Origin of the sequence: Pseudomonas ficuserectae (assembly GCF_024584585.1) — a bacterium.
Lineage (GTDB): Bacteria > Pseudomonadota > Gammaproteobacteria > Pseudomonadales > Pseudomonadaceae > Aquipseudomonas > Aquipseudomonas amygdali.
The window spans coordinates 6,144,651-6,169,857 of record NZ_CP085684.1; the positions used below are offsets into that span (position 1 = coordinate 6,144,651).

A 25,207-nucleotide genomic window follows, 5' to 3' on the forward strand; every position below is an offset into this window, starting at 1 on the left:
AACAGGTGGATCACTATGCCTTCAGCGCTCTGGAGTTTCACCCTCGATTTCTACGCCCGTCCGGGTGTAGAGCAGGCTTGTCTGACGCTGCAAGCCAACGGGGCCAACGTGTGCATGGTGCTTTGCGGGGTCTGGCTCGGCACGCGCGAAGTGGCGTGCAATGCGCAGCGATTAACGCAAATAAGGCAATTGGCGACACCCTGGCACGATGAAGTGGTGCGTCCGCTGCGGGATTTGCGTAACCAATGGCGCAATGCAGCGCTTGAGGACGCGGTGCTGATGACGTTGCGAATGAAGGTCAAGGCGCTGGAGCTGGAGGCCGAACAGAGTCTGATGCTGAAGCTTGAGGCACTGACTGGAGACTGGCCAGCGGGTGAGGCGAGAAATGCAGGGGAATGGCTGATAGAGCTCGCTGACGGAGAGGCAGAAAAAAACCGCGATGCGCTGCAGGTGCTGCGCATCGCGGTTGATCTTGCCGTCGACCAGACTTAGGAAGCGCTGGTTGGCGTTGCGCCGTTGGCAGGTGTTGCCGGTGCGGCGGCTGGCGCAGCAGGTGCAGGCGTCGTCGGCTTGGCAGCGGCAGCAGGCGCTGGCGTAGCCGGTTTGGCGGCGGTCGGCTTCGCTGCTGGCTTGGCCGCAGGTTTTGCGACAGGCTTGGCTGCTGCTTTCACAGGTGCCTTGACTGGTGCTTTGGTCGCGGCCTTCGCGGGCGCTTTTACCGGGGCTTTGGCCGCTGGTTTGGCTACCGGAGTTTTTGCTGCTGCTGGTTTGGCAGCGCTGCTTGCCGTCGTTTTGGCGACAGGTGCCTTGGCCGCAGCCGCTTTGGCAGCCGGCCGGGTGGCGGCAGGTTTAGCCGTAACTGGCTTGGCGGCGGCTGTTTTTGCCGCGGCAGGCTTGGCTGCTGCCGCTGCCCGGGTGGCAGGTTTGGCGGCAGCTTTGACCGGGGCCTTGGTTGCTGCAGGTTTGGCTGCAGGCTTGGCGACCGACGAAGGCTTGGCAGCAGTTTTGGCGACTGGCTTGGCAGCGGCCGCTTTCACTGCGGTTTTTGCGGGTGCTTTTGCTGTAGCGGTGGTCGCTGCTTTGGCGGCGGCTTTAGGGGCAGCAGGCTTGGCATTGCGAGTGGTGAGGATCTTGCCGACCGCCTCTTTCACGCGACCGATACCCTGGGCCAGCTTCAGGCTCTCTTGGGCATCGCGCTTGAGGTGCAGAATGTAGGTGCGGGTTTCGGTCTGGCGATCCTTGAGAGCATCGAGCAACTCTTCCAGCTCGGAAACGGCGTCTTTGGCCTTGGCCTGTGCCTTGGATTTTCCGGCGGTGGCAGCGTCCTGCAGTTTGATGCGGGAGTTGTGCAGTTTTTCCTGCGCCTTGCCGCGTTGTTTCTCAAGCTTGGCGAGCAGTTTCTCGGCATCAGCCAAGGCTTGGGAACAGGCGTCTTCCAGATGTTCAAGCAAGCTGCCCGATAATTGTTGAAGCAAATGCAACGGAGTATTTACTGGCTTCTTTTTGGCCGACATGACTTACCTCCTGGGTGACGAAATTGCTGCTCATACTAGGCTTCTGCGCGCATCGCCGCTAGCGCATCTTGACAGCATCCAGGGGGCGCTGTTGCATACTGCAAAAAATGATTGCCTGACACGATGCACAGGCATTGTGAAATTCACTTGGCAAGACTCGTCACTACACGCGCTGGCGCTGGCATAATCGCTGCCTTCCCAGGCCGGAGAGCATTAATGTCGCGCTACCTGTTAACGTCGTTGTTCCTCTTGCTACCCCTGGCTCAAGCTGCCGAAGCACCACCTGCGGCGGCCGATGATGGTCATGATCTCGCCTACAGCCTGGGTGCAAGCCTGGGTGAACGCTTGCATCAGGAAGTCCCTGACCTTGATCTGAAGGCACTTGTCGACGGTCTGAAACAGGCTTATCAGGGCAAGCCGCTGGCACTCAAGCAGGAGCGTATCGACCAGGTCCTGCGTGAGCATGACGCCGCAATCGCGCAGGCCGAGACCGCAGGCACAGACGCGCCTACCGAAGCAGCCCTGAAGGCAGAGCGCACGTTCATGGACAGCGAGAAGGCCAAGCCGGGTGTGAAGGTATTGGCGGACGGGATTCTCATGACCGAGCTGACACCTGGCACGGGGCCCAAACCTGATGCCAATGGCAGGGTTGAAGTGCGCTATGTGGGTCGTTTGCCGGACGGCACGATCTTCGATCAGAGCACCCAGCCGCAATGGTTCCGGCTCGACAGCGTGATCAGCGGCTGGACCAGCGCATTGCAGACGATGCCGACCGGCGCGAAATGGCGACTGGTGATTCCTTCGGATCAAGCCTACGGCGCTGAGGGTGCTGGCGACCTGATCGATCCGTTCACTCCGCTGGTATTTGAAATCGAGCTGATTGCCGTTTCACAGTAAGCGGATGTAAATCCGGAATCCAGAAACGCGAAAGGGTGCAAAAGCACCCTTGGCGGTTTGTAGCCTCTGCACGCGAGCGGTCACACCTGCGCGGCGATCTCTTCCTTGTGGGAGTTGTGCAGCACTTCAATCAGGCAGTCTTCCAGCTCGAAGCGCTCGTGCAGCAGTTGCCCCAGCTGGTTGAATTCCTTGGCCACCACCGTAGCGTCCGAGCAGTCGCCCTTGTCGCAACGATCATTGAACGTCAACGCAAACTTGGTAATGACGTCCAGGCGCGGGTAGATCGTGTCAGCCAGCTCGAGCCCACGCTCGTCGTTGAACGCGCGGGCTTCATCACCCAGCTGTTCATAGACCTCAAAGTGGCCGGCCGAGACGTAATCGACAAGAACTCCACAGAAGTTCTGCAAGCCTTCACGGTCGGCTGCCAGAGCCTGGGGCGTGTCGCCCAGCGCATCGTAGGCTTCGACCAGTTCGAGGCGGCTTTGAAGCCAGCGATCAATCAGCTTATTGACTCCGCCCCAGCGTTCCTGAGCATTCTGACAACTTTCCAGCATGGTCTTCTCTCTTCCCTTCAGGGGCATGCAGTCCTGGGCCGGTCCTGGCGGTTAGCCTGTACCTGGCCTGATAGATGCGCCAGGACAGCATATTTCCAGTGACGCGTGCGGGCCAGATTATGCCCGCTCGACAAGGCCTTCAAGGTACGCAGGAGATAAAGTTCATACAAGCGTTTAATACCTGGCCCGATCTTTGGTCGCCAGCCAGTGGCTGAATTCGCTGAAAAGAGGATACAGGGGTAACAGCGCAAGGCCGGTAAATGCCAGCAGACTCCACTCCGGCAGGCTTATACCGAACAGGGTCCAGGTGATTTCTGCGCAAAACATTGCATCGCTTCGCAGCCGGTCAATGCACATCTCCAGTGAGAGCAGGCTTAACAGATGCTCCAGTCTGGTAATGAAAGGTATCAATTGATCTGCCGAGGCGGTTTGCAGCCATACCTGAGCGCCTGCCGTAACAAGCCCTGTCAGCGCGATCAGCAGAAAGCCCAGGCTGTAGCGCCGCATGCCTGTCGGGCCGGGAGCGTGGCAGGCAGCGCACAATGCCAACACACCGCAGGCGATGATTGCCGCGCGTTGTATCAGGCAAAGGACGCAAGGGTCGAGGCCGAAGGTTTGCTGCAGATAAAAGGCGGTGCCAATGATTGATGCACAGGCCAGCGATGCCAGGAAAAACAGGAAGCGTGTGCGAGCCAGATACATGGCAAATCCGTAACAAAGGACGAGGCGATTACGGTAGAGGAAAGGGTACGGCGCATTCAAGGTGGCGGCGTGCGGATACGTCGCTGTTTACCTGGGAAAACAAACACACTACTGCGTGGTTCTTTTACACATCGGCGTAGGAAGATTCTCACGCACTATTTTCTGATGGTCTTCGAGACAGCATGGAGAGCCCTCGCACGGGGCTCTCCGGCAGCTTTATGCTTTGGTCAGCACAGGCACAGGGCGCGACAGGAAGCGTTCGTCGAGCAGGCCCAGGCCTTCCTGAAACAGCGTATTGCTGCGATCCGTCTCACCCAGCTGGGCCAGCAGACGAGCCAGCTCTGCGCAGGTCTCGGGATTGCGTTCCAGACGCAGGCTGCTCTCCAGATAATCCCGCGCCTTGCCCCACAATCGGCCTTGCAGGCAGATACGCCCCAGGCTCAGCAACAGGCTTGGATCGGCAGGATGATGCTTGAGCCAGCCTTCTGCCGTTTGCAGTTGCTTCAGCGGATCGCTGCCGCGCACCAGGCCATACAGACGCGCCAGATGGCTGTTGTATTCGCGCTTGAGGGCGCTACGCAGCACCTCTTCAGCCTGAGCTTCGGCGCCCAGACGACGCAATTGATCGGCATACGCCAGCACCAGTTGCGGCTCCTGACGCTGTGCGGAGCCGAGTCCTTGCCAGGCGCTTTCCAGCGAAGGCAACCCGGTGGGTGAGCCCTCGATACCATCGCGGTAGGCCGCCAGGGTCAGGTTCTCGCCCCAGGCGCGGCGCTCCAGCTCGGCAAGCTCCTTGGCTGGCAGGACCTTGTCCTTGCGCAGTTCCGGCATCAGACGGACAACATCGGACCAGTCGCCACGTTGCTGATAGAGCCGCTGCAACTGGCGAAGCACCTGAGGGTTATGTGGATGACGCTCTTTCATTGCCAGCAGCGTGGTGAGCGCACCTTCGGTATCGCCACGATCCTGTTGCAGTTGAGCGTGATTCAGGGCAATTGCCAGCTCGGCTTGCGGCTGACGCTCCAGCGCACGCTCCAGCAAGGCATCGCAGTCTTCGTAACGCCCCTGCTCATTGGCCGCGCGGGCGGCGCCAATGTAGTAAAGCAATGGATGGGCATCGGCTTCGGCCGCCCGTTGCAGATGACGTTGTGCACTGGCCCAGCGTCCTTCGGCAAGGTCCATCTGGCCATGCTCGATAGCCAGTTGCACACGGCGACGGCGGTTACGACGCGACCATGGGTTGACCACGCGGCCTGACGTCGTCAGCAGCGTGATGACCAGCCTGAGAAGGGCGATCACCAGCAGAACTGCGACCAGCAATGCCAGCGTTGCCCATAGACTCGATTCATAGCGGAAGTTCTGATAGGCGATCAGCACGTAGCCGGAATGCTCGGCGATGGCGACACCAATCAGCGCCGCAGCGGCGATAGCGATGAATAACAGCACATAAAAGCGCTTCATCGGCTGGTCCCCTGTTGCGCCTCGGCTGGCTGGCCCGCGGCATGACGGCGTTCAAGGTAGGCCTGCACCGAGCTCAGGCTCTGCGCAAGATCAGGGGTCTTGACCGACACAGGCTGATTGGCTAGCGCCTCAAGCCCTTGGGCGAGCACTTTGCTCTGTGGGTCGTCCTGATCGAAGTTGGCCTTCAAAACGCTCTGTGCTTCGGTGATGGCCTTGGTATAGACCTGCGGCTCGCCGTTGAGCGCCGCCCATTGCGCTTGCTCCAGCGCCAGGCTCAGGGCAAGGCGCACTTGGGAAAGGCTCTGGCCTGCCAATACCGGGTGTATATCCTTGTCGGCGTTGAAATCGATACGGAAGTAGTGGGAAATTTCGTCCCACCACTGCGTCCACCGGCTTTGTTCAGTCTTGTCGGCGGTCAGGCCCAGAAGAGACTCGCCCTTGTCTTCGTATTCAGGTGCCAGCTTATTTAGCTGCTCAGCCTGTTCGCGTAGGGCGGCCAATTGCAGGAACAGTCCGGTGCGGTCTGGCTGCTCGACGCTGCGCAAGGCGGCAAGGCTCTTGGCCAGTTGCTCGCGGGCGGCAAAGGAGCCGGGATCGTCCTGCTCACGTAGAATTTCGTCGGCACCCTGAACCAGCGCCTGAGCACTGTTGATGTCCTGCAGCGCTGAAAGACGCAGGCTGGCCAGACGCAGCAAATGCTCGGCCTCGGCCAGGCGCCAGTCCTTGCGGCTCGCGCCCAGCACGGTTTCGAGTCGCTGGCTGAGACGCTGCTGATCGCCCTGCAATTGCGCGACCAGACGTCTGCTGTCTGCCAACTGATCGGCAGGCGGGAATTGCGCAAGGCGTGCGCTCAGCTGCTGATCATTCTGAGCCAGTACCAGCGTCTGCTCGGCGATGTCTTCAACCTGGCCGCGCTGCTGTTGGTGGCCGGCTTGCAGCATGCGCAGTTGCCAGACTCCCCAGCCTGCGACCGCGACACCAGCGATACCGAGCAGCAAGGCCAGGAATACCAAGCCACTGCTGCGGCTGCCGGTGCGCTCGGCACGTACTGGGTCAGGCTTGGGTGCAGGCGTTTTCAACACCGATTCTTCGTCTTTAGGCAAGGCTGTTTCGCTCACGTATCCCATCCTTTGCATTTTGGCGTAATAGCGTAAACGACAAGTGTCGATCATTACGCCTTGACGGCAGGTTGAGGTTGATCCCGCAACGCTGCCAGCAATGCCGTGGCGCTGGCGCCACGACAATCAATAACGGTCCGGGCTCCAGCTGCCTGCGCAATGCTGGCCACCCGGGGGCTTGGTACGAACAGTGGCAAATCGGCCAGGTCTGGCCAAGAATCACCCGCCAGCTGAAGCAAATGTTCAAAACCCTGCCCACTGCTGACCACCAGCCCGTTCAAGCGTTCCACCGCAACACGTTGCGGCACGGCGTCGGGGGCATGCTGCGGCAGGTAGCGACGATACAACGGCAGGTAGTCAACTCCCACCCCCAACGCGCGCAATTGCTCGGCCAACAGTTCGCGTCCTTCGTCGCCGCGCATGATCAGCACACGGCTTCCCGGTACGGCAATCGCTTGTTTCAAGCGCGGCAACTCGAGCAAGGCTTCGCTGTCATCGCCCTGCTCCGGCCAGCTCGCATCGAGCCCGTAATCAAGCAGTATCTGCCCGGTTGCTGAACCCACACTGAACCAGGGTTGCATGGGTGGCTGTGGCCACACTTCGTCGATCAGCTCGATGGCCAGCCGCGCCGCAGGTTTGCTGACCACGATTACTGCACAATAATTGAGCAGCTCGAAAATGATCGAACGCTGTGCAGGCGTCAAGGGCAATGGCTCGGTCTCGAGCAAAGGCAGGCTGCTGCTGAAGATACCGGCCTCGGCCAGCACTTTTGCCAGCGCTGCCGATTCTTCGGCCGGGCGGGTCAGCAACAGGCGCCAGGTGCTCATTCGTTGTTGGCCTCGCCATACACCGCTTTCAGAATGTCGGCGGCACCCTGCGCCAGCAGTGCTTCGGCCACCTGCACACCCAGCGCCTGGGCGGATGTCTGTGGCGCGCGGGCTTCGGCGTGCAGCAATACACTCCCGGCCGGGTCGCCCACCAGCCCGCGCAACCAGACGTCATCGCCCTCCAGCACGGCGTAACAGGCGATAGGCACCTGGCAGCCGCCGTTGAGGTGCTTGTTCAGCGAGCGTTCGGCAATCACGCGCACGGCGGTGTCTTCGTGATGCAGAGGTGCAAGCAAGGCATGAATTTCTGCATCGACGCTGCGGCATTCGATACCCACCGCGCCCTGCCCGCCCGCAGGCAGGCTGTCGTCGACGCTGATTGCCGAGGTGATACGATTTTCAAAGCCCAGGCGGATCAGGCCCGCAGCGGCAAGAATGATGGCGTCGTACTCTCCGGCATCGAGCTTGGCCAGGCGCGTATTGACGTTGCCACGCAGGAAGCGGATCTGCAGATCGGGGCGGCGTGCCAGCAATTGCGCCTGACGGCGCAGGCTGGAGGTGCCGACGATGCTGCCAGCTGGCAGTTCGTCCAGGCTGGCAAAGGTGTTGGACACGAACGCATCGCGTGGGTCTTCGCGCTCGCAGATGCAGAACAGGCCCAGGCCTTGTGGAAAGTCCATCGGTACGTCTTTCATCGAATGCACGGCGATATCGGCGTTGTCTTCCAGAAGCGCTGTTTCCAGCTCCTTGACGAACAGACCTTTGCCGCCGATTTTCGACAGTGGGGAGTCGAGCAGCTTGTCACCACGACTGACCATGGGCACCAGCGTCACGAGCAGGCCGGGGTGAGCCTGTTCGAGACGGGCCTTTACGTATTCTGCCTGCCAGAGTGCCAGCGCACTTTTGCGCGTGGCGATGCGGATTTCGCGAGAGGACATTGAACAATCCGTACTGAGTGAATGCGACGGATAATAACAGCTCAATCCCGGTCAGGGCGGCTTCGGCGCTGATTGAAACTTGCGTCAGACACTGAGCCGATCAATCAATCGGCAGTGGCTGAGGGGCGCATGGGAAAGGCTGCGCGTAGGCCAGCCGAAAAGCACATGGAGCCGGAATTCTCTCCCGTTCCATGACTCGGTCTGGGCCCAGAGGCTCCAGAGAGGCGAGGCGCTAGAGCTGCTGCATCATCTTGCGTACACCGGCTACATGGCGGCGACTGACGATCAACGCATCGCCATTAAGCCCTCTGAGAAACAGCTGGAAATGCCCCAGCGGCGTGCGCTGCAACCGTTCTATTCGCTCGCGGGCCACCAGTGCATTGCGGTGAATACGCACGAAACGGTCGCCGAATTCGTCTTCCAGCGCCTTGAGCGGCTCGTCCAGCAGCACTTCGCCACCCTCATGACGCAAGGTCACGTATTTATGATCGGCGATGAAGTAGATCACCTGATCGAGTGGAATCAGTTCGATACCCTTGCGAGTCCGCGCGCTGATATGGCTGCGTGGGCCCGATCCGCTTTCGGCAGCCGGACGGGTCAACGCCGCCAGTTGCACGCGGTTTGGCCGCTCGGCTTTCCTCAATGCTTCGACGAGGTGCTCGGAACGCACAGGCTTGACCAGATAGCCCACTGCACTGACCTGGAAAGCTTCCAGGGCGAATTCATCGTGGGCAGTGCAAAACACCACCGCAGGCGGCGCTTCCCGCTCGCACAGTCGCGCTGCAACCTGCAGGCCATCGAGACCCGGCATGCGGATATCGAGCAGCACCACGTCCGGTTTGTGAGTTTCAATCAGCGCCAAGGCTTCTTCACCATTGGAGGCGCTGGGTTCCAGTACTCGATAACCCTCAATCTCATTGACCATGCGGCTCAATCGCTCGCGGGCCAGGGGTTCGTCATCAACGATCAGGACATTCATATAGCTCTGGCTTCCTGCGTGAGTCTCGCACAAGGATAGCGTAGACAGGTGTAGTGACGACCGTCACGGCGCTCCACGCTCAGACTGGCGTGCGGGCCAAAAAGTGCCGCAATACGTGCGCCTATATTCGTCAGAGCCTGCTGAGTACCGTTGGAAGTCTGCCGATTGGCAACTTCTTCATAGGGATTACTGACGCTCAATATGAACTCTCCCCCTTCATAGTTCGCTTCGACCGTTACAACGCCCCCCTCGACTCGCGGAGCAATGCCATAAATCAAAGCGTTTTCAAGTAATGGCTGCAAGGTTAGCTGGGGAATCGGCAAGTCATCGGGAATTGCACTCACCCTCCAGTCCAACTGTAGACGCTCGCCAAGACGATATTGCTCAATCGATAAATATCGTTTTGCCAATGCCAGCTCCTCGCCCCACGTTACCAGGCTGCCGGGCTTGGCCAGACTGGCGCGAAACAGGTCTGAAAGGTCGAGTACCGCCTGCTCTGCCTTGACCGGGTTGCTGGCAACCAGGCTGGCAATGCTGTTGAGGGTATTGAACAGAAAGTGCGGACGGATTCGCGCCTGCAGCGATTCGATCCTCGCGCGCAGCTCGCCTTGTTGCTGCTTGCGCCACTGACTCTGCAAATAGAAATAGCGCAGCATCAGTGCGGACATGATCAACGCAATTGTCGAGTAGCGCAGGTAGCGCTCGACCATCCCGCCGATTGAAATCCGTCCGGTGAGCTGACAGACATCGGTGACGGCTGTGCACAGCAACGTCAGGCCGACCACCAGCAGGCAACTGAGCATGCCTGCCAGCCCAGGCGTCAGGCGCGCCAGCCAGGGCCGCAAACCACACAGCAGCGCTGCGGACAGCAGCACGATCCATTGCACGAACAGCGACATCAGCGCCAGACGTACCCAGTCGAAGCCGGTACGCATCGGTTCTACCAGCACCAGAACCAGCACCAGCAGCTCCGCCAGAACGACAAGCACCAGCAATGCCTGCGGCAGGCACAGTTCGGGGAGGAAAAAGTCTTTGCCGGGCACAGGCCGGGCTTCGTGTTTCACAGGTTCGATTCGCATGCCTCCAGTCTCTGCCCTGGCCTCGTCAGCGGCAAGCTGTCCGGGGATAAAAATGCATCAACCCTGTTATCATCGCAATCGCCCTTGTGCCAGGTAACGGGCACGCCACTTTCTGTTAGCAACGAGCGAATCCATGAGCACCGACAAGACCAATCAGTCCTGGGGCGGCCGCTTCAGTGAACCCGTCGACGCGTTTGTCGCGCGTTTCACTGCCTCCGTCACCTTCGATCAACGTCTGTATCGCCACGACATCATGGGCTCCATCGCCCACGCCACGATGCTGGCCAAGGTGGGCGTTCTGACGGACGCCGAGCGTGACACCATCGTTGACGGCCTGAACACCATCCAGGCCGAGATCGAGGCCGGCAATTTCGAGTGGCGCGTCGATCTGGAAGATGTGCACATGAACATTGAAGCACGCCTGACCGATCGCATTGGTATCACCGGCAAGAAGCTGCACACCGGTCGCAGCCGCAACGATCAGGTCGCCACCGATATCCGTCTGTGGCTGCGCGACGAAATCGACCTGATCCTCAGCGAAATCACGCGTCTGCAGCAAGGCCTGCTGGGCCAGGCCGAGCGCGAAGCTGAAACCATCATGCCCGGTTTCACCCATTTGCAGACCGCCCAGCCCGTTACATTCGGTCATCATATGCTGGCCTGGTTCGAAATGCTCAGCCGCGACTACGAGCGTCTGGTCGACTGCCGCAAGCGTCTCAACCGCATGCCTCTGGGCAGCGCTGCGCTGGCAGGCACCACTTACCCGATCGACCGCGAACTGACCTGCAAACTGCTGGGCTTCGATGTCGTGGGCGGTAATTCGCTGGACGGCGTATCGGATCGCGACTTCGCCATCGAATTCTGCTCGGCCGCGTCCATCGCGATGATGCACTTGTCGCGCTTCTCCGAAGAGCTGGTGCTCTGGACCAGTGCGCAGTTCCAGTTCATTGATCTGCCGGATCGCTTCTGTACTGGCAGCTCGATCATGCCGCAGAAGAAAAACCCTGATGTGCCTGAACTGGTACGTGGCAAGAGCGGCCGTGTGTTCGGTGCCCTGATGGGCCTGCTGACCCTGATGAAAGGCCAGCCTCTGGCCTACAACAAGGACAATCAGGAAGACAAGGAACCGCTGTTCGACGCTGCCGACACTCTGCGTGATTCGCTGCGTGCGTTTGCCGACATGATCCCGGCAATCAAACCCAGGCACGCGATCATGCGTGAAGCCGCGCTGCGCGGGTTCTCGACCGCGACCGATCTGGCCGACTATCTGGTGCGCCGTGGTCTGCCGTTCCGTGACTGCCACGAGATCGTCGGTCATGCCGTGAAATATGGCGTGGAAACCGGCAAGGACCTGGCAGAAATGAGCCTGGAAGAACTGCGTCAGTTCAGTAACCAGATCGAGCAGGACGTGTTTGCCGTGCTGACCCTGGAAGGCTCGGTCAACGCCCGTAACCACATCGGCGGCACCGCACCCGAACAGGTCCGCGCCGCCGTGGTCCGCGGTCAGGAACTGCTGGCCGGGCGCTGAATACAACCAAGGCATTCCTTTAGCCTGAGGAACGACCATTCAACTATCGTGCGACGCTCCGCGTCGCATGCCGTTCTGAACGCTCTGCATCCGCTCTTGAGTGTGCGGCGCAGCGCAGATTTGTGACGCAGAGCGTCACCCACGGCATTCCCACGCTGGAGCGTGAGGAGCGACCATTCAACTATCGTGCGACGCTCCGCGTCGCATGCCGTTCTGAACGCTCTGCGTCCGCTCTTGAGTGTGCGGCGCAGCGCAGATTTGTGACGCAGAGCGTCACCTACGGCATTCCCACGCTGGAACGTGAGGAACGATGACCCCTGCTATGTGCGACGCTCCGCGTCGAATGTCGTTCTGAACGCTCTGCGTCCGCTCTTGAGTGCGCGGCGCAGCGCAGATTTGTGACGCAGAGCGTCACCCACGGCATTCCCACGCTGGAGCGTGAGGAACGATGACCCCTGCTATGTGCGACGCTCCGCGTCGAATGTCGTTCTGAACGCTCTGCGTCCGCTCTTGAGTGCGCGGCGCAGCGCAGATTTGTGACGCAGAGTGTCACCCACCGCATTCCCACCCTGGAGCGTGAGTAACGACCATTCAACTATCGTGCGACGCTCCGCGTCGCATGCCGTTCTGGACGCTCTGCGTCCGCTCTGCGCCGTACGGCTTCCGCCGATTTCCCTCCAGCGCACCTCGCCGCTATCATCGCCGCATCTTGTGAGGGACTTATCCGATGCTCAATGGCCTGTGGCTTGGTTTTTTTGTCGTGGCGACGATTTCCGCGCTGGTGCAGTGGCTGGTGGGGGGCAACGCCGGCATTTTTGCGGCGATGGTCGAAAGTATCTTCGCGATGGCCAAGCTGTCGGTGGAGGTGATGGTGCTGCTGTTCGGCACACTGACGCTGTGGCTGGGCTTTTTGCGCATCGCCGAAAAGGCGGGCATCGTCGACTGGCTGGCCAAGGTTCTCGGCCCGCTGTTTCTGCGCCTGATGCCGGAAGTGCCGCCCGGCCACCCTGCGCTGGGGCTGATCACCCTCAACTTCGCCGCCAACGCGCTGGGTCTCGACAACGCCGCCACGCCGATTGGCCTGAAAGCCATGCGCTCGCTACAGGAACTCAACCCGAGCAAGACCGCCGCCAGTAATGCGCAGATCCTGTTTCTGGTGCTCAACGCTTCCTCGCTGACACTGCTGCCGGTAACGATCTTCATGTACCGCGCCCAGCAGGGTGCTCCCGACCCCACCCTGGTATTTCTGCCGATTCTGCTGGCCACCAGCGTCTCGACCATCGTCGGCCTGTTGTCGGTGGCGTTCATGCAGCGCCTGCGGCTTTGGGACCCGGTGGTGCTCGCTTACCTGATCCCCGGCGCCCTGCTGCTGGGTACTTTCATGGCCTTTCTCGGCACACTGTCGGCAGCTGCGCTGGCGGGACTGTCGTCCATTCTGGGTAACCTCACGCTGTTTGGCCTGATCATGATGTTTCTGATCATCGGCTCGCTGCGTAAGGTGCTGGTCTATGAGGCCTTTGTCGAAGGTGCGAAGGAAGGCTTCGACGTCGCCAAGAGCCTGTTGCCTTATCTGGTCGCCATGCTCTGCGCAGTGGGCGTACTGCGCGCATCCGGCGCGCTGGACTTTGGCTTGGAAGGCATTCGGCATGTGGTGCAGTGGCTGGGGCTGGATACACGCTTCGTCGATGCGTTGCCGACCGCGATGGTCAAACCCTTCTCCGGTAGCGCCGCCCGTGCCCTGTTGATCGAAACCATGCAGACCCAAGGCGTCGACAGCTTCGCGGCATTGGCCGCCGCAACGATTCAGGGCAGCACCGAAACCACGTTCTACGTGCTCGCGGTGTACTTCGGCGCCGTGGGCATTCAGCGCGCTCGCCATGCGGTGGGCTGCGCGCTGCTGGCCGAGTTTTCCGGTGTCGTGGCCGCGATCTTCGTCTGCTACTGGTTCTTCGGCGCGACCGCTTCCTGACAGCTCACTGCGCCGGAGCCTGAGGTGCAGATTCCGCAGGTGCCGACTCGGCAGGCGCTGCCTCCTGCTTTTCCTGCTTCGGCTGATCGGCGGGTGCAGATTCAGGTGTGGCTTCCTCAGCCGAGTCGCCGCCCGGCTTGAGCTTGATTATCCGCCCGGTAGGTCGCTTGACTGCTGGCTGGTCATTGTCAGTGACCACAAAGCGCAGCACGCCGATCATCTGGCCGTCCTCGGTCAGCACCCTCACCTGCCAGCGCCCTGTCACGTCCTCCGGGAAGTTCTGTTTGCGTGTCCAGGCGCGATAGCCTTCCTTGCGTCCGCCGTGAATGTCCAGCGCGATCCGGTCCATCTCTTCGCCTTCATGCCACCACACATGGTAGATACGCTCGTCCAGACCGCGCGGCGCATTGATAGCGGTGTACGCATACAGGCCGCCGTTGCGCAGCTGTTTGGCGCTGATCAGCGAAATACTGTCGCCTGGTGTGCGGTTCTTGTTATCGAAGTCCGGGCTGACCGCCACTTCGGTCAACCAGAGCGTCGCAGGCGGCACCCAGGAGCGCAGCAACCAGCCCGCCGCGCCGATGGCCAGGATGATGCTGATCACGGCCAGTGCGCTGCGCCAGGTGTTGAGCGGGAAGTTCGACATCAGGCTGGGTGCCGACAGGACCATCGCCACGCCCAGCGCCAGTTTGTAACTCTCGGCGGTGGTCAGGTGCAGGATGATCGGCAGCGCGGTCAGCAGTGCCGCGAACAGTGTCAGAGTGTGCAACGTCATGAACAGCCAGCGTCTGGGCGCCAGCCACTTGTAGTAGAGAGGGTCGATGATCGAGATCAGCCCGGCGGCGCCAAGCACCGCAGTGAATACCGCCTGACCACTGTTCCAGGTGGTGGTGATGAAAAAGAACGGCAACACGAAAAACAGGCTTTCCTGATGGATCATCTGCGTGCCGTAGCGCAGCAAACCCTGCGGAATCTCGCGGCCCAGCGCCTTGTTGAGCAGCCCGACCATGGTGTTTTCGACCATCAGCCACAGCCAGCTGATCAGCATCACCACGGCGATCCAGGTGGCCAGCCCTGCCTGGCGGTCGACCAGGATAAAACTGGCGATACCTGAAACAAAACCAAACGCCGCAATGAGCCCCGGATAGCGCTGCATCAAGTTGAGCACGGGTGTCACATAGCGATTCACGTCAAGCATCGGAGGGGTCACTCGGTTCTGTTCATACAAAAAACCGCGCAGCGTAACAAGCGCGGCGCGCAGCCAACACCACCAATGCAGTTCGGCGTCAGAATTCTATTTATTGCGTACACGCCAGCGCCACACGGCCAACAAGGCTATCAGGCCCAGCACCCCGCCAATCAGCCAATACAGGCTGTCATAACTGAACAGAGGCTTTTCAATTCGCATGTAGCCCGGCTGGGCGAGCAGCTGGCGCATGGCCTGACTGGCTGTCTCCAGTTTCACCGCCTTGATGCGTTTGGCCGGGTCTTCGAAGCGCCCGTTTTCGTAATCATTGAGCGCGCTCCAATAATAGTCGGCCAGCGCACTATTGCCCTGTGTGGCCCACGATTGCCGGTCGATGGCGAGCTGTTGCAACCGCGCAAATGTAGCGGGCTGCATACCTTCTTTTTGCAGGCGCTCGACCATATTGCGGATGTCCCGCTCGGCTTCATCGGCATCGTCACGTTCGACATCGGCATTCAGGCTCAAAAACCCGACATCGCCGAACACTTCCCGCTCGGCAGAAGGACCGTACGACAAGCTGTGTTTCAGACGCAGCTCAGTGTAGAGCGTCCAGTCAAGATAGGCTTTGACCAGCTCCCAGGTTTCGTCGTGCTGGTCGTCAAGTTGTGGCTCGGGGTAGATCAGGTGCAGCTTGGCACTCTCGCCCAGCCCGCCGCGCTCAAGCTCGCGTCGCGGCTCGGCTGAACCCGTGCTTTGCGCCAGCGGCGGGTGATCGATGGGGTCGGTGGGTGCCAGTTTGCCGTAAGTGCGCTCCAGATAGGCCGGCAACAGCTTGTCCAGATCGCCAACCACGATCAGCGTCATGTTATTGGGCGCGTACCAGTTGGCGAAGACGTCTTCGATATGGCCCAGCTTGATACCATCCACTTCAGGACGCTCGGCGCATTTGAGGCCCAGCTCCACTGCCAGTTGACTGCTGGCGCTGCGCCCCGAGTCACGCCGGTCAAGCAGGCGCTGCAAGTGTGAAAAGTGTCCGCCGTCTTCTCGTTCTACGACTCGTTTGACGCCGTCCAGTCGTGCCTGGCTGAGCTCGGTTCTGGTCATGATCTCCAGCAGCAGGTCGAGCACCTTGCGCTGGTTTCGCGCGGGCGCTTCAATCACGAAGGTGGTATCGGCATTGCTGGTGAATGCGTTCCACTCGCCGCCCAGTGCCTGCATGCGCTCTTCCAGGCCGCCTTCACCGCTGTCATCAACCCCGCTGAACAGAAGATGTTCCAGCAAATGCGGCAGCTCCTTGTCCTGACAGGGGAAGTCATCGAACCCGATACCTACCACCAGCCGGATGGCGACGTGACCCTTTTCGGAACCGGGCTTGAGAAGGACTTGCAAACCATTGGGCAGCAGATAGCCCTCGACCTGAAGGCGGTCAAGGGCAAACGAAGGGAGTGAACCGAGGAGCAGACAAGCGAACAGCAGGCAACGCATAAAACAGCTTTCCTGGCGGGCCGGTATGTTTAACAGACTTCACCTCGGCCCTTACGTTCATAGTGATCGTTCGGGCTCGCTCTCGCTCGACAAGGCCCCGGTGTCGGCCGTTTCCAGTACCACATAAGCGCTGCTGCAAAACAGCGAGTTCAGGCGTTTCATGTCGGCAATCAGTTCCAGGTGCAGCGAACTGGTCTCGATACTCTGCACAACCTTCTGCCGCAGGCGGCTGACGTGAGCATGCGCCAGACGGCGTTCCTGGGCTCGAAAACGGCGTTTTTCACGCAGTAATTGACGCGCGCTTTCCTCGTCACCGCTGAGGAACACCGAGAGCCCCAGACGCAGGTTCGACTGCAACTGGATATGCAGATCGGCGAGTTCTTCCAGGCCCACTTCCGAGAATGAGCGGCGGTGCGAGGTCTTCTGCTGCTGGATCTTGCGCAGCATGCGTTCGATCAGGCCACTGGCCAGTTCCAGATTGATGGTCAGCTCGATGATCTCGGCCCAGCGCCGGTTATCGTGCTCGCCGAGGTCCTCACGCGGCATCTGCGCCAGGTATAGCTTGATCGCACTGTAGAGCGCTTCCACGTCATCGTTGAGGCGGCGCACTTCCTGAGTGACCGCTGTTTGCGTGCCGCGCAGCACCGCCAGCATCGAGCCCAGCATGCTCTCGATCAAATCGCCCATGCGCAGGGTTTCTCGCACTGCGTTGGCCAGTGCCAGGCTGGGCGTCGACAGTGCGGTCAGGTCCAGATGGCGAGGTTTGGCCAGGCCACCGACCTCGTTCTGCTGCGGCAGCAAGGCCGCGCACAACCGCGCCATCGGGCCAACGGTAGGCAGCATGATCAGGCAGCGCAACGTGTTGTAGATCAGGTGAAAGCCAATCACCAACTCCTGCGGACGAAAGCCCAGCGTGTCGATCCAGGCAACCAGCGGGTCGAGCACCGGAATGATCAGCAACAGGCCGAACAGTTTGTACAACAGACTGCCCAGCGCCACCTGCCGACCGGCGACGTTCTGCATACTGGTGCTGAGAAACGCCAGCAGACCGCTGCCGATATTGGCACCGATCACCAGGCCGATCGCCACTGGCAGACCAATGACTTCCGTGCCCGCCAAGGTGGCCGTCAGCAGAACTGCCGCGAGGCTGGAATAGGAGATCAGCGCAAACATGGCACCAACCAGCGCATCCAGCAGCAGGTCGCCGGTCAACGATGCAAACAGCACCTTGACCCCGGCCGCCTGGGTGATCGGTGCAGCCGCTGCGACGATCAATTGCAGTGCCAGCACGATCAGGCCCAGGCCGATACCGACCCGCCCCAACTGACCGGCACGGGTCTGCTTGCGCGACAGAAAGAACACCACGCCAAGGAAAATCAGCAACGGCGACAGCCACGACAGATCGAACGTCAGCACGCGGGACATCAATGCCGTGCCGACATCGGCGCCGAGCATGATCACCAGCGCCGGTGTCAGCGTCATCAGCCCCTGGCCGACAAATGAGGTCACCAGCATGGCAGTGGCATTGCTGCTCTGCACCATGGCTGTCACCAGAATGCCGGCGATGAACGCCAGTGGTCGCTTGGACATGTTCTGGCTGAGTAAACGACGAAGTTGTGCACCGTAAACACGAAGGATGCCAGTGCGCACGATATGCGTGCCCCAGATCAGCAGGGCGACGGCAGATAGCAAATCGAGCAGGGTCAGCATGCTGAAAGCCCCCTGAGGTTTGCCCGTTCAGGCGATGAATTGAAAGATGTGCATGTAGCGAGCGGGGAAAGGGTGTAACGCTCTACTAAGCTTTTAGTCGGCTATTAGCCTTGGCGCCAGCATCGCACAGGGTGGGATTCATTGAAATAAAAGTGTCATAAATCCGCACCGCAGATGCAAGACCGGACGCGGAGCGTCGCACGATGGCTGAAGAACTTCGGCACGACAGTTGAGATTATCGTTCCGCACGCTCCAGCGTGGGAATGCCTTTCGTGACGCTCTGCGTCACAAGTCTGCGCCGCACCACAAACGCAAGACCGGACGCGGAGCGTCCAGAACGGCATGCGACGCGGAGCGTCGTACGATGGCTGAAGAACTTCGGCACGACAGTTGAGATTATCGTTCCGCACGCTCCAGCGTGGGAATGCCGTTCGTGACGCTCTGCGTCACAAGTCTGCGCCGCACCGCAAACGCAAGACCGGACGCGGAGCGTCCAGAACGGCATGCGACGCGGAGCGTCGCACGATAGCTGAAGAGCTTCGGCACGACAGTTGAGATTATCGTTCCGCACGCTCCAGCGTGGGAATGCCGTTCGTGACGCTCTGCGTCACAAGTCTGCGCCGCACCGCAAACGCAAGACCGGACGCGGAGCGTCCAGAACGGCATGCGACGCGGAGCATGGGTACGATGGTGTTCTTGAGAGCACTTATCGCTCTCCGACGCGGAGCATCGGCACGATAGTCGTCAGGCTTCCAGCAGCCATCAACGGAACCGGTCAACCTCGTTACGCAGTTCTGTCGCCAACCCATTCAGCTCCTGAGCGGTGACCGCCAGGTTGGACATCACCTGGCGCTGTTCGCTGTTGGCCATGGCGATGCTTTGCAGGTTGCTGCTGAGCATGGTGGCGGTGCTGCTTTGTTCCTGGGTGGCGGTGGTGATGGCGGCGAACTGGTGACCGGCCGAGCGGCTTTGTTCGTCGATCTGGGCCAGTGCCGAGGCCACTTTGGCGTTAAGCGCCAGGCCTTCCTGCATCAGCGTATTGCCCTGTTGCATGGTGCTGATGGCGTTGCCGGTTTCCTGCTGAATGCTGGCGATCATGCCGGAGATTTCGTCCGTCGCTTCACGGGTACGCGAGGCCAGGCTGCGCACTTCATCAGCCACCACGGCAAAGCCACGGCCTTGTTCACCGGCACGTGCGGCCTCGATGGCGGCGTTGAGCGCCAGCAGGTTGGTCTGGTCGGCAATCGAGGTAATTACCCCGACAATGCTGCCGATTTCCTGCGAGCGCTGGCCCAGTGTGTCGATGACCGTTGCCGTGCTGTTCAGCGAGGTTGCGATCTGTTGCAGCGATGAAGACGCCTCGTCCATCGAGGTACGGCCAATGCGCGTTTGCTGCGCATTTTCCTGTGCCAGACGTTCGGTATTGCTCATGTTGTCAGCGATGTTCATCGACGTGGCGCTGAACTCCTCGACGGCACCGGCCATGCTGGTGATCTCGCCGGATTGCTGCTCCATGCCCTCGAACGCGCCGCCGGACAGGCCGGACAATGCGTGGGCGCGCGTGCTGACTTCCTGCGCCGCGGTGCGGATATGCGACACCATTGATGACAGCGCTTCGCTCATCTTGTTGAAGCTGCCCGACAGTTGCCCGATCTCGTCGTTGCTGGTCACATTGAGGCGTACGCTCAGGTCGCCCGCACCCAATGCATCGGCCTGGCGTACCAGTTCGGACAGTGGACGCAGCTTGCTGCGCAGCAGCCAGATCGCGCTGATCACTGCGATCAGCATGGCCAGCACACTGCCGATGGCCAGCTGGGTGCCGACGCTCCAGGTCACTTCACTGATTTCGTCACGCGGCATGCTGGCGATGACGGTCCAGGGGCCACCGGCAAACGGCTGGCCAACGCTGTAGTAGTCGTCATCACCGTCGTTCCAGAACTGCGCCTTGCCAGGTTTGCTGGCCAGGTCGGCAACGGACTTCGCTGCACCGTCCAGAGATTTTACGCCCGCCGGCGGAACCAGCCAGGTGCCTTTCTCGTCCAGCAGTGCCAGCGAGCCGGTAGAGCCAATGCGGAAGCTCTTGAGGTTATCGAACTGGGTTTTCTGTGCGTCGGTGTAATCGAAGCCCACAAACAGCGCCGCAATGATCTTGCCGCTGCTGTCGCGAACCGGGCTGTACTGAGTCATGTAATAGCGATCAAACAATACCGCTTTGCCCACATAGCTCTGACCGGCGATCAAACGCTCGTAGGCTGCGCCCTTGCGATCCAGCACGGTACCGATGGCGCGCGTGCCATCCTGTTTGCTCAGAGAGGTGCTGATACGGACGAAGTCGTCGCCGCTGCGCACGAAAATCGTCGCCACGCCCGCGGTCATCGAGCGGAATTCATCAACCTCGGCGAAGTCGTTGTTCAGTGCGGTATCACGCATAAACAGGCCTGGCGTGGAGGTGCCCGCTACCGTGACCGGTTTGTCGGGTTGCAGGCTCAGGCCACCGGCAAAGCGCTTTTCGAACAGACCACTGAGGCGCTGAGTGCTATCACGCAGTGTGCTGTGGAACGTGCTCAACTGGTCGGCGAGTAATCTGGCTTCGCTCGACATGTGCTCTTCGCGAATGACCAGGTTGGACGCGTCCAGAGACCTTAACGCGAACAGGGTGCTGCCGCTGATAACCACAGCCAGGATCACGGCCAGAGCAATACCGAGTTGCGAGGCATTCGGGTACGGGGCTTGGACATAGAGACTCCATGCCGAATGATTGGAGTTGCCTGATCCGTGGCTTACCATTCAGCGAACAAATTAATGAGTGTTTTAAGCTGCCTGAACAGGCAGTCGTTAAGCAGTGCTTCGGCCACCAGAGTCGTTACTTGAGTAACGGTCGCGACATTAACCAATGATGGCAGTTCAATACTAAACTAATTTTTAATGCAGTACTTCAACTAACGGCAACTCCATAGCGTTGACTTCCGTCTGCAGAAAATCGCTGAGGCGACGCAACCGCTCTGCGCCGGGCCTTGTGCGCGGCCAGACCAGATAATAATTTTCTCCGCTGAATACCGCGGTGCGCCACGGCAGGCTCAGACGGGCCTGCGCCACGTCCTCGGCGACCATAAGTAAGTCGCCCATCGATACGCCGTAACCGCGTGCCGCTGCAATCATTCCCAGCTCAAGCGTATCGAACACCTGCCCGCCTTTGAGCGACACCTGATCGGCCAGCCCCATGCGGTTCAGCCAGGTGCGCCAGTCACGCCGGTCAGGGGTGGGATGCAGCAACTCGGCCTTGGCCAGCCGCTTCACGTCCCATGGCGGGTCCTTCAACAACGTAGGTGCCCCCACCGGAATCAACAGCTCCGGGAACAGCAAAGTGGCTTCCCAGTCCGAGGGGAAATGCCCGTGACTGAGTAAAATCGCGCAGTCGAAAGGCTCCAGAGTGAAGTCCACGGCATCGATATCCATCCAGGCGCTGGTCAGCTGCACCTCGTTGCCTACTTGCAGATGACGGAAGCGACTGAGCCGCGCCAGCAACCAGCGCATGGTCAGCGTCGATGGCGCTTTCATGCGCAGAATGCCTTCGTCGGTCTGCAAGGTGCTGCAGGCTCGCTCAAGCGCCAGAAACCCATCACGCACGCCGGGCAACAGCGCACGCGCTGATTCAGTCAGTTGCAAGTTGCGCCCGTTGCGCTGAAACAAACGACAGGCAAAGTGCTCTTCCAGCGTGCGGATATGACGGCTTACTGCACTTTGAGTGATCGAAAGCTCCTCGGCCGCCCGCGTGAACGAAGTATGCCGCGCCGCAGCTTCAAACGCCCTTAGTGCATAAAGAGGGGGGAGACTGCGAGGCATGTGGCGCTTCCTGCTGGCGATGAGTGGCTACTTTACTGCAAATCGCTTCAGATGAGTTTTACTCATGCAGCGCATCAGGTTTATCGTTTTGTGCTTGCGCGTGCAACCGCCCAGAATAGGCGCTCATCCGAACTCCGCCGTAGAGCACCGCCCACATGCAGCCCGCACTTAAAGAACTCTGGATCATCCTGCGCCTTGCCGGGCCGCTGATTGCATCGCAGATGGCGCACATGCTGATGGTGTTCACCGACACGGTGATGATGGGCAAGATCGGTCCGGAGGCGCTGGCAGGCGGTGGCCTGGGTGCGGCCACGTACAGCTTTGTTTCATTCTTTTGCGTGGGCGTGATGGCTGCGGTCGGCACGCTGGTCGCGATTCGCCATGGTGCAGGTGATACCGAAGGTGCGACGCGCCTGACGCAGGCCGGTCTGTGGCTGGCGTGGGGCATGGCGCTGGTTGCCGCGCTGCTGCTGTGGAACCTCGAGCCCATCCTGTTGCAGTTCGGTCAGGCCGAAGCCAACGTGCATATGGCTGCTCAATTTCTGATCACCCTGCCCTTTGCTCTGCCTGGCTTGCTCAGCTTCATGGCATTGCGCGGCTTCACCAGTGCACTCGGGCGTGCGGGGCCGGTGATGACCATCAGTCTGGCCGGTGCGGGCGCAAACTTCGTGCTCAATTACGCGATGATTCATCAATGGCTCGGGCTGCCGAATCTGGGGCTGATGGGCATCGGGCTGGTGACCGCGATCGTGACCAACTGCATGGCCCTGGCGCTGGCACTGCACATCAAGCGCCATCCGGCCTACGCGGCGTACCCGATCAGCAAGGGGCTTTCGAAGTTGTCGCGCAGCCATCTGAAAGAACTCTGGCGTCTCGGCCTGCCGATTGGCGGGACCTATGCGGTGGAAGTCGGCCTGTTTACCTTCGCAGCGTTCTGCATGGGGGCAATGGGCAGTACGCAAATGGCCGCGCACCAGATCGCCCTGCAGACAGTGTCCATGGCGTTCATGGTTCCGGTGGGAATGTCCTATGCGGTGACCATGCGTATCGGCCAGCATTATGGCGCGGGCAACCTGTTGATGGTGCGCATGGCGGGCCGTCTGGGCATCGGTTTTGGCGGCTGCGTGATGCTGATGTTCGGGCTGCTGTTCTGGCTGGCACCCAATGTGGTCATCGGCCTGTTTCTGGATATCAATGACCCGGCCTTTGCCGAGATTGTCGTGCTGGCCGCAAAACTGCTGGCCATTGCGGCCCTGTTCGAGTTCTTCGACGGTACTCAGACGATTGCGATGGGGGCGATTCGCGGGCTCAAGGATGCGCGCACCACGTTCCTGATCGGTCTGGGCTGTTACTGGCTGATTGCCGCGCCTGCCGCCTGGTTGCTCGGCTTTTCTACCAATGCCGGTGCTTCAGGCGTCTGGTGGGGGCTGGCGCTGGGTCTGTTCTGCTCGGCCGTGGCGCTGACCTATGCGTTTGAGTGGAAGACGGCTCGCCTGTTGCGTCGGGAGGCAGCCGGGTTAGCGGTGCCAGCCTGATCCGGCGCGCCGTCATCCGGAGTTTGATGCACCCGTATTGGCGGCTTCCGAGCGCAGGTAAGCCACCAGATCCGCTATAGGCAGCGGCCTGCTGATCAGATAACCCTGCACCTGGTCGCAGCCGAAATCGCGCAGCAACTCCAGTTGCCCGGCGGTTTCGACGCCCTCGGCGACCACTTCCAGGTTCAGGTTGTGGGCCAGCTTGATCATGGCGTTGACCAGCTTGCGGTTCTCTTCGCGTAGCTCCATCTGCCCGACAAAGCCCATGTCGATCTTGAGCAGCGCGATGGGCAGGCTGTTGAGGTGCATGAACGATGAATAGCCCGTACCGAAATCATCCAGCGAGAAGCGCACACCCAGCCGCCGCATTGCGTCCATGGTCTGCAGGACCTGATCGCTGCGGCGCATGACGGCAGTTTCGGTCAGTTCGAACTCCAGCCAGTGCGCGTCGACGCTGAGCTCCTCAATCAGGCGACTCAGTGTCGGCAACAACTGGCTGTCCTGAAATTGCCGGAACGACAGGTTGATCGCCATATGCAACGGCGCAAATCCTTGCTCGCGCAGGGCCTGCATGTCACGCAGGGCGCGGAAGATGACCCAGTAGCCGAGCGGCACGATCAGGCCGCTTTGCTCGGCCAGTGGCACGAATTCACTGGGCGGCAGCAGCCCGCGCGCCTGGTGGCGCCAGCGTACCAACGCTTCCAGGCCGACAACGCGCCCGGTCTCCAGGCACAGCCGCGGCTGATAATGCAGCTCCAGTTCATCGCGGCGCAGGGCTCGTCGCAGCTCGCCTTCCAGATCGGCCAGGCTGCGGGCGTTGCGGTTGATGCGCTCGTCGAACAGATGAAAGGTGCAGCCCTGCATGCTCTTGGCCTGGCGCATGGCGATGTGGGCGTGCCACATCAGCGGGTCTGCTTCGGGCCGGGTTTGTGAATGGGCAATGCCCAGGCTGCAACCCAGCAGCAGGCTTTCGCCATCGACCCAGTAGGGTTCGGACAGCACGTCAGTAATTCGCTCGGCCAGTTGCATGGCGCGTGCAGGTGTTGTGCGGGTGTCAATCAACAGGGCGAATTCGTCGCCGCCCAGGCGTGCAAGCTGATCGCCCGCAGCGAGCTGGTTTTTCAGACGTGCCACGACTTGCAGAATCAGTCGGTCACCGGCCTGATGCCCCAGCGAATCGTTGGCGCGGCGGAAGTTGTCCAGGTCCAGATGCCCCAGCGCCAGGCTGCCACCCTCGGCCAGACGCGCCGTCAACAGCGCCTGAAAACCCTGACGATTGGCGATGCCGGTCAATGGGTCCTGACCGACCAGACGCCGCAAGCTGTCTTCCAGGCGACTGCGTTCATGGACATAGCGCAGGCAGCGGCGCAGCGCATCGCCGGTCAATGCATCGCGCACCAGCCAGTCACTGACGCCACTCGGTCCGACCAGCGGTTCCTTTTCGAGCAGCACCACGGTGGGTAGCAGGCAGGTTCCGGTTCTGGGCTGCAGGTCGGGCGTTGTCAGCAGCACGGTGCTGCGCTCGTTAGCGTACCCGGCGCTGAAAGCGTCCCAGTTCTCGCCATGCAGAAGTATTACGTTGCTGCCCGGCGCAGTGAGGCAATCGCGCAGCAGCGCGTACCAGAAAGGCTCGTGCGCCAATAACAGCAATCGCAAGGGTTCGACAGGTGTAGGCAATCTAACTTCCTAAGTGCAAAGGAAAAACCGGTGGCCGCACTCCCGCTGGAGCGTGACAAATACACGTATCGTTGCGTCGCGGCGCAAATGTAACAAAAACAGAAGAATTAGATAGCGATCACTGTCTGGCTACGATGACCGCTGCACAAACCCGTGGGCCTGTTAAAATGCCCGACCTTTTTTACAGACGACTCTTCATACCGCC

The 25,207-nt window shown here is 60.5% G+C and carries 20 protein-coding genes; 5 read left to right on the top strand and 15 right to left on the bottom strand.

Translation table 11 applies throughout. The features are described from left to right. Positions 1-15: 15 nt before the first annotated feature. Complete coding sequence (locus LJU29_RS27610) at positions 16-492, top strand: TIGR02444 family protein (protein ID WP_257111479.1); 477 nt, start codon at positions 16-18, stop codon at positions 490-492. Here the strand turns inward: LJU29_RS27610 and LJU29_RS27615 are convergent. Beyond that, a complete protein-coding gene (locus tag LJU29_RS27615; protein ID WP_005756393.1) occupies positions 489-1,514 on the bottom strand; it encodes an AlgP family protein in 1,026 nt (341 codons plus the stop codon). The two genes, LJU29_RS27610 and LJU29_RS27615, sit on opposite strands and share 4 nt — an antisense overlap. A 216-nt stretch (positions 1,515-1,730) precedes the next feature. Between LJU29_RS27615 and LJU29_RS27620 the strand changes: the two genes are divergently transcribed. Further along, positions 1,731-2,411, top strand: a complete 681-nt coding sequence (locus LJU29_RS27620) for an FKBP-type peptidyl-prolyl cis-trans isomerase (protein ID WP_002551367.1) — start codon at positions 1,731-1,733, stop codon at positions 2,409-2,411. Positions 2,412-2,491: 80 nt separating this feature from the next. On the opposite strand, the gene LJU29_RS27625 is transcribed toward LJU29_RS27620, so the two are convergent. The 8 genes from LJU29_RS27625 to LJU29_RS27660 all read right to left on the bottom strand — a co-directional run bounded on the left by LJU29_RS27625 (position 2,492) and on the right by LJU29_RS27660 (position 10,069). Then, positions 2,492-2,965: an Rsd/AlgQ family anti-sigma factor gene (locus LJU29_RS27625; RefSeq protein ID WP_002551368.1), complete on the bottom strand. Its 474-nt coding sequence runs from the start codon at positions 2,963-2,965 to the stop codon at positions 2,492-2,494. A 174-nt stretch (positions 2,966-3,139) separates the two neighbouring features. Then, positions 3,140-3,667, bottom strand: coding sequence for a disulfide bond formation protein B (locus LJU29_RS27630; protein WP_230017231.1), 528 nt, complete (start codon positions 3,665-3,667; stop codon positions 3,140-3,142). 216 nt (positions 3,668-3,883) lie between these two features. Then, positions 3,884-5,128 (bottom strand): heme biosynthesis protein HemY, encoded by a 1,245-nt coding sequence (locus LJU29_RS27635; RefSeq protein ID WP_004667181.1) that lies wholly within the window; start codon positions 5,126-5,128, stop codon positions 3,884-3,886. Then, entirely contained in the window at positions 5,125-6,246 is a 1,122-nt protein-coding gene (locus LJU29_RS27640) for a uroporphyrinogen-III C-methyltransferase (protein ID WP_257111480.1), read from the bottom strand. Before LJU29_RS27640 ends, LJU29_RS27635 begins: the two co-directional genes overlap by 4 nt. 53 nt (positions 6,247-6,299) lie before the next feature. Beyond that, a complete protein-coding gene (locus LJU29_RS27645) occupies positions 6,300-7,073 on the bottom strand; it encodes a uroporphyrinogen-III synthase (RefSeq protein WP_002551372.1) in 774 nt (257 codons plus the stop codon). Then, positions 7,070-8,011, bottom strand: a complete 942-nt coding sequence (gene hemC, locus LJU29_RS27650) for a hydroxymethylbilane synthase (protein ID WP_002551373.1) — start codon at positions 8,009-8,011, stop codon at positions 7,070-7,072. Before hemC ends, LJU29_RS27645 begins: the two co-directional genes overlap by 4 nt. Positions 8,012-8,243: 232 nt before the next feature. Then, entirely contained in the window at positions 8,244-8,990 is a 747-nt protein-coding gene (locus LJU29_RS27655) for a LytR/AlgR family response regulator transcription factor (protein WP_002551374.1), read from the bottom strand. Next, the gene (locus tag LJU29_RS27660) at positions 8,987-10,069 is read right to left on the bottom strand and encodes a sensor histidine kinase (protein ID WP_002551375.1); all 1,083 of its coding nucleotides are present in this window, start codon (positions 10,067-10,069) and stop codon (positions 8,987-8,989) included. The genes LJU29_RS27655 and LJU29_RS27660 overlap by 4 nt, the downstream gene beginning before the upstream one ends. A gap of 133 nt (positions 10,070-10,202) precedes the next feature. Here LJU29_RS27660 and argH point away from each other — a divergent pair, with 133 nt between their 5' ends. Together argH and LJU29_RS27670 are read left to right on the top strand one after the other, a co-directional pair. Further along, positions 10,203-11,597: an argininosuccinate lyase gene (gene argH / locus LJU29_RS27665; protein WP_002551376.1), complete on the top strand. Its 1,395-nt coding sequence runs from the start codon at positions 10,203-10,205 to the stop codon at positions 11,595-11,597. Positions 11,598-12,324: 727 nt separating this feature from the next. Further along, positions 12,325-13,566 carry a spore maturation protein gene (locus LJU29_RS27670; RefSeq protein WP_054995861.1) on the top strand — a complete coding sequence of 414 codons (1,242 nt, stop codon included), beginning with the start codon at positions 12,325-12,327 and terminating at the stop codon, positions 13,564-13,566. 4 nt (positions 13,567-13,570) lie between these two features. On the opposite strand, the gene LJU29_RS27675 is transcribed toward LJU29_RS27670, so the two are convergent. The 5 genes from LJU29_RS27675 to LJU29_RS27695 all read right to left on the bottom strand — a co-directional run bounded on the left by LJU29_RS27675 (position 13,571) and on the right by LJU29_RS27695 (position 21,790). Beyond that, positions 13,571-14,764 (bottom strand): DUF5924 family protein, encoded by a 1,194-nt coding sequence (locus tag LJU29_RS27675; RefSeq protein ID WP_016980492.1) that lies wholly within the window; start codon positions 14,762-14,764, stop codon positions 13,571-13,573. A 96-nt stretch (positions 14,765-14,860) separates the two neighbouring features. Beyond that, a complete protein-coding gene (locus LJU29_RS27680; protein ID WP_005756378.1) occupies positions 14,861-16,237 on the bottom strand; it encodes a M16 family metallopeptidase in 1,377 nt (458 codons plus the stop codon). Positions 16,238-16,294: 57 nt separating this feature from the next. Then, complete coding sequence (locus tag LJU29_RS27685; RefSeq protein ID WP_057453311.1) at positions 16,295-17,947, bottom strand: Na/Pi cotransporter family protein; 1,653 nt, start codon at positions 17,945-17,947, stop codon at positions 16,295-16,297. 762 nt (positions 17,948-18,709) lie between these two features. Further along, positions 18,710-20,734 (bottom strand): methyl-accepting chemotaxis protein, encoded by a 2,025-nt coding sequence (locus tag LJU29_RS29970; RefSeq protein ID WP_306459385.1) that lies wholly within the window; start codon positions 20,732-20,734, stop codon positions 18,710-18,712. A 135-nt stretch (positions 20,735-20,869) separates the two neighbouring features. After that, a complete protein-coding gene (locus tag LJU29_RS27695; RefSeq protein ID WP_002551384.1) occupies positions 20,870-21,790 on the bottom strand; it encodes a LysR substrate-binding domain-containing protein in 921 nt (306 codons plus the stop codon). A gap of 155 nt (positions 21,791-21,945) precedes the next feature. On the opposite strand from LJU29_RS27695, the gene LJU29_RS27700 reads away from it, so the two are divergent. Continuing rightward, on the top strand, positions 21,946-23,325 hold the full coding sequence (locus tag LJU29_RS27700; RefSeq protein WP_054995865.1) for a NorM family multidrug efflux MATE transporter: 1,380 nt from the start codon (positions 21,946-21,948) through the stop codon (positions 23,323-23,325). A 12-nt stretch (positions 23,326-23,337) separates the two neighbouring features. On the opposite strand, the gene LJU29_RS27705 is transcribed toward LJU29_RS27700, so the two are convergent. Beyond that, positions 23,338-25,002 carry a putative bifunctional diguanylate cyclase/phosphodiesterase gene (locus LJU29_RS27705; RefSeq protein WP_016982710.1) on the bottom strand — a complete coding sequence of 555 codons (1,665 nt, stop codon included), beginning with the start codon at positions 25,000-25,002 and terminating at the stop codon, positions 23,338-23,340. Between the last annotated feature and the right edge of the window lie 205 nt (positions 25,003-25,207).

What these genes read in the sequence shown, in the direction of transcription:
- LJU29_RS27620 (WP_002551367.1), top strand. Translation starts at nt 1,731, where the DNA reads ATGTCGCGCTACCTGTTAACGTCGTTGTTCCTCTTGCTACCCCTGGCT.
- LJU29_RS29970 (WP_306459385.1), bottom strand. Translation starts at nt 20,734, where the DNA reads ATGGTAAGCCACGGATCAGGCAACTCCAATCATTCGGCATGGAGTCTC.
- LJU29_RS27695 (WP_002551384.1), bottom strand. Translation starts at nt 21,790, where the DNA reads ATGCCTCGCAGTCTCCCCCCTCTTTATGCACTAAGGGCGTTTGAAGCT.
- LJU29_RS27680 (WP_005756378.1), bottom strand. Translation starts at nt 16,237, where the DNA reads ATGCGTTGCCTGCTGTTCGCTTGTCTGCTCCTCGGTTCACTCCCTTCG.
- LJU29_RS27675 (WP_016980492.1), bottom strand. Translation starts at nt 14,764, where the DNA reads ATGCTTGACGTGAATCGCTATGTGACACCCGTGCTCAACTTGATGCAG.
- LJU29_RS27645 (WP_002551372.1), bottom strand. Translation starts at nt 7,073, where the DNA reads ATGAGCACCTGGCGCCTGTTGCTGACCCGCCCGGCCGAAGAATCGGCA.
- LJU29_RS27700 (WP_054995865.1), top strand. Translation starts at nt 21,946, where the DNA reads ATGCAGCCCGCACTTAAAGAACTCTGGATCATCCTGCGCCTTGCCGGG.
- LJU29_RS27630 (WP_230017231.1), bottom strand. Translation starts at nt 3,667, where the DNA reads ATGTATCTGGCTCGCACACGCTTCCTGTTTTTCCTGGCATCGCTGGCC.
- LJU29_RS27615 (WP_005756393.1), bottom strand. Translation starts at nt 1,514, where the DNA reads ATGTCGGCCAAAAAGAAGCCAGTAAATACTCCGTTGCATTTGCTTCAA.
- LJU29_RS27655 (WP_002551374.1), bottom strand. Translation starts at nt 8,990, where the DNA reads ATGAATGTCCTGATCGTTGATGACGAACCCCTGGCCCGCGAGCGATTG.
- LJU29_RS27635 (WP_004667181.1), bottom strand. Translation starts at nt 5,128, where the DNA reads ATGAAGCGCTTTTATGTGCTGTTATTCATCGCTATCGCCGCTGCGGCG.
- LJU29_RS27610 (WP_257111479.1), top strand. Translation starts at nt 16, where the DNA reads ATGCCTTCAGCGCTCTGGAGTTTCACCCTCGATTTCTACGCCCGTCCG.
- LJU29_RS27685 (WP_057453311.1), bottom strand. Translation starts at nt 17,947, where the DNA reads ATGCTGACCCTGCTCGATTTGCTATCTGCCGTCGCCCTGCTGATCTGG.
- LJU29_RS27625 (WP_002551368.1), bottom strand. Translation starts at nt 2,965, where the DNA reads ATGCTGGAAAGTTGTCAGAATGCTCAGGAACGCTGGGGCGGAGTCAAT.
- argH (WP_002551376.1), top strand. Translation starts at nt 10,203, where the DNA reads ATGAGCACCGACAAGACCAATCAGTCCTGGGGCGGCCGCTTCAGTGAA.
- hemC (WP_002551373.1), bottom strand. Translation starts at nt 8,011, where the DNA reads ATGTCCTCTCGCGAAATCCGCATCGCCACGCGCAAAAGTGCGCTGGCA.
- LJU29_RS27670 (WP_054995861.1), top strand. Translation starts at nt 12,325, where the DNA reads ATGCTCAATGGCCTGTGGCTTGGTTTTTTTGTCGTGGCGACGATTTCC.
- LJU29_RS27660 (WP_002551375.1), bottom strand. Translation starts at nt 10,069, where the DNA reads ATGCGAATCGAACCTGTGAAACACGAAGCCCGGCCTGTGCCCGGCAAA.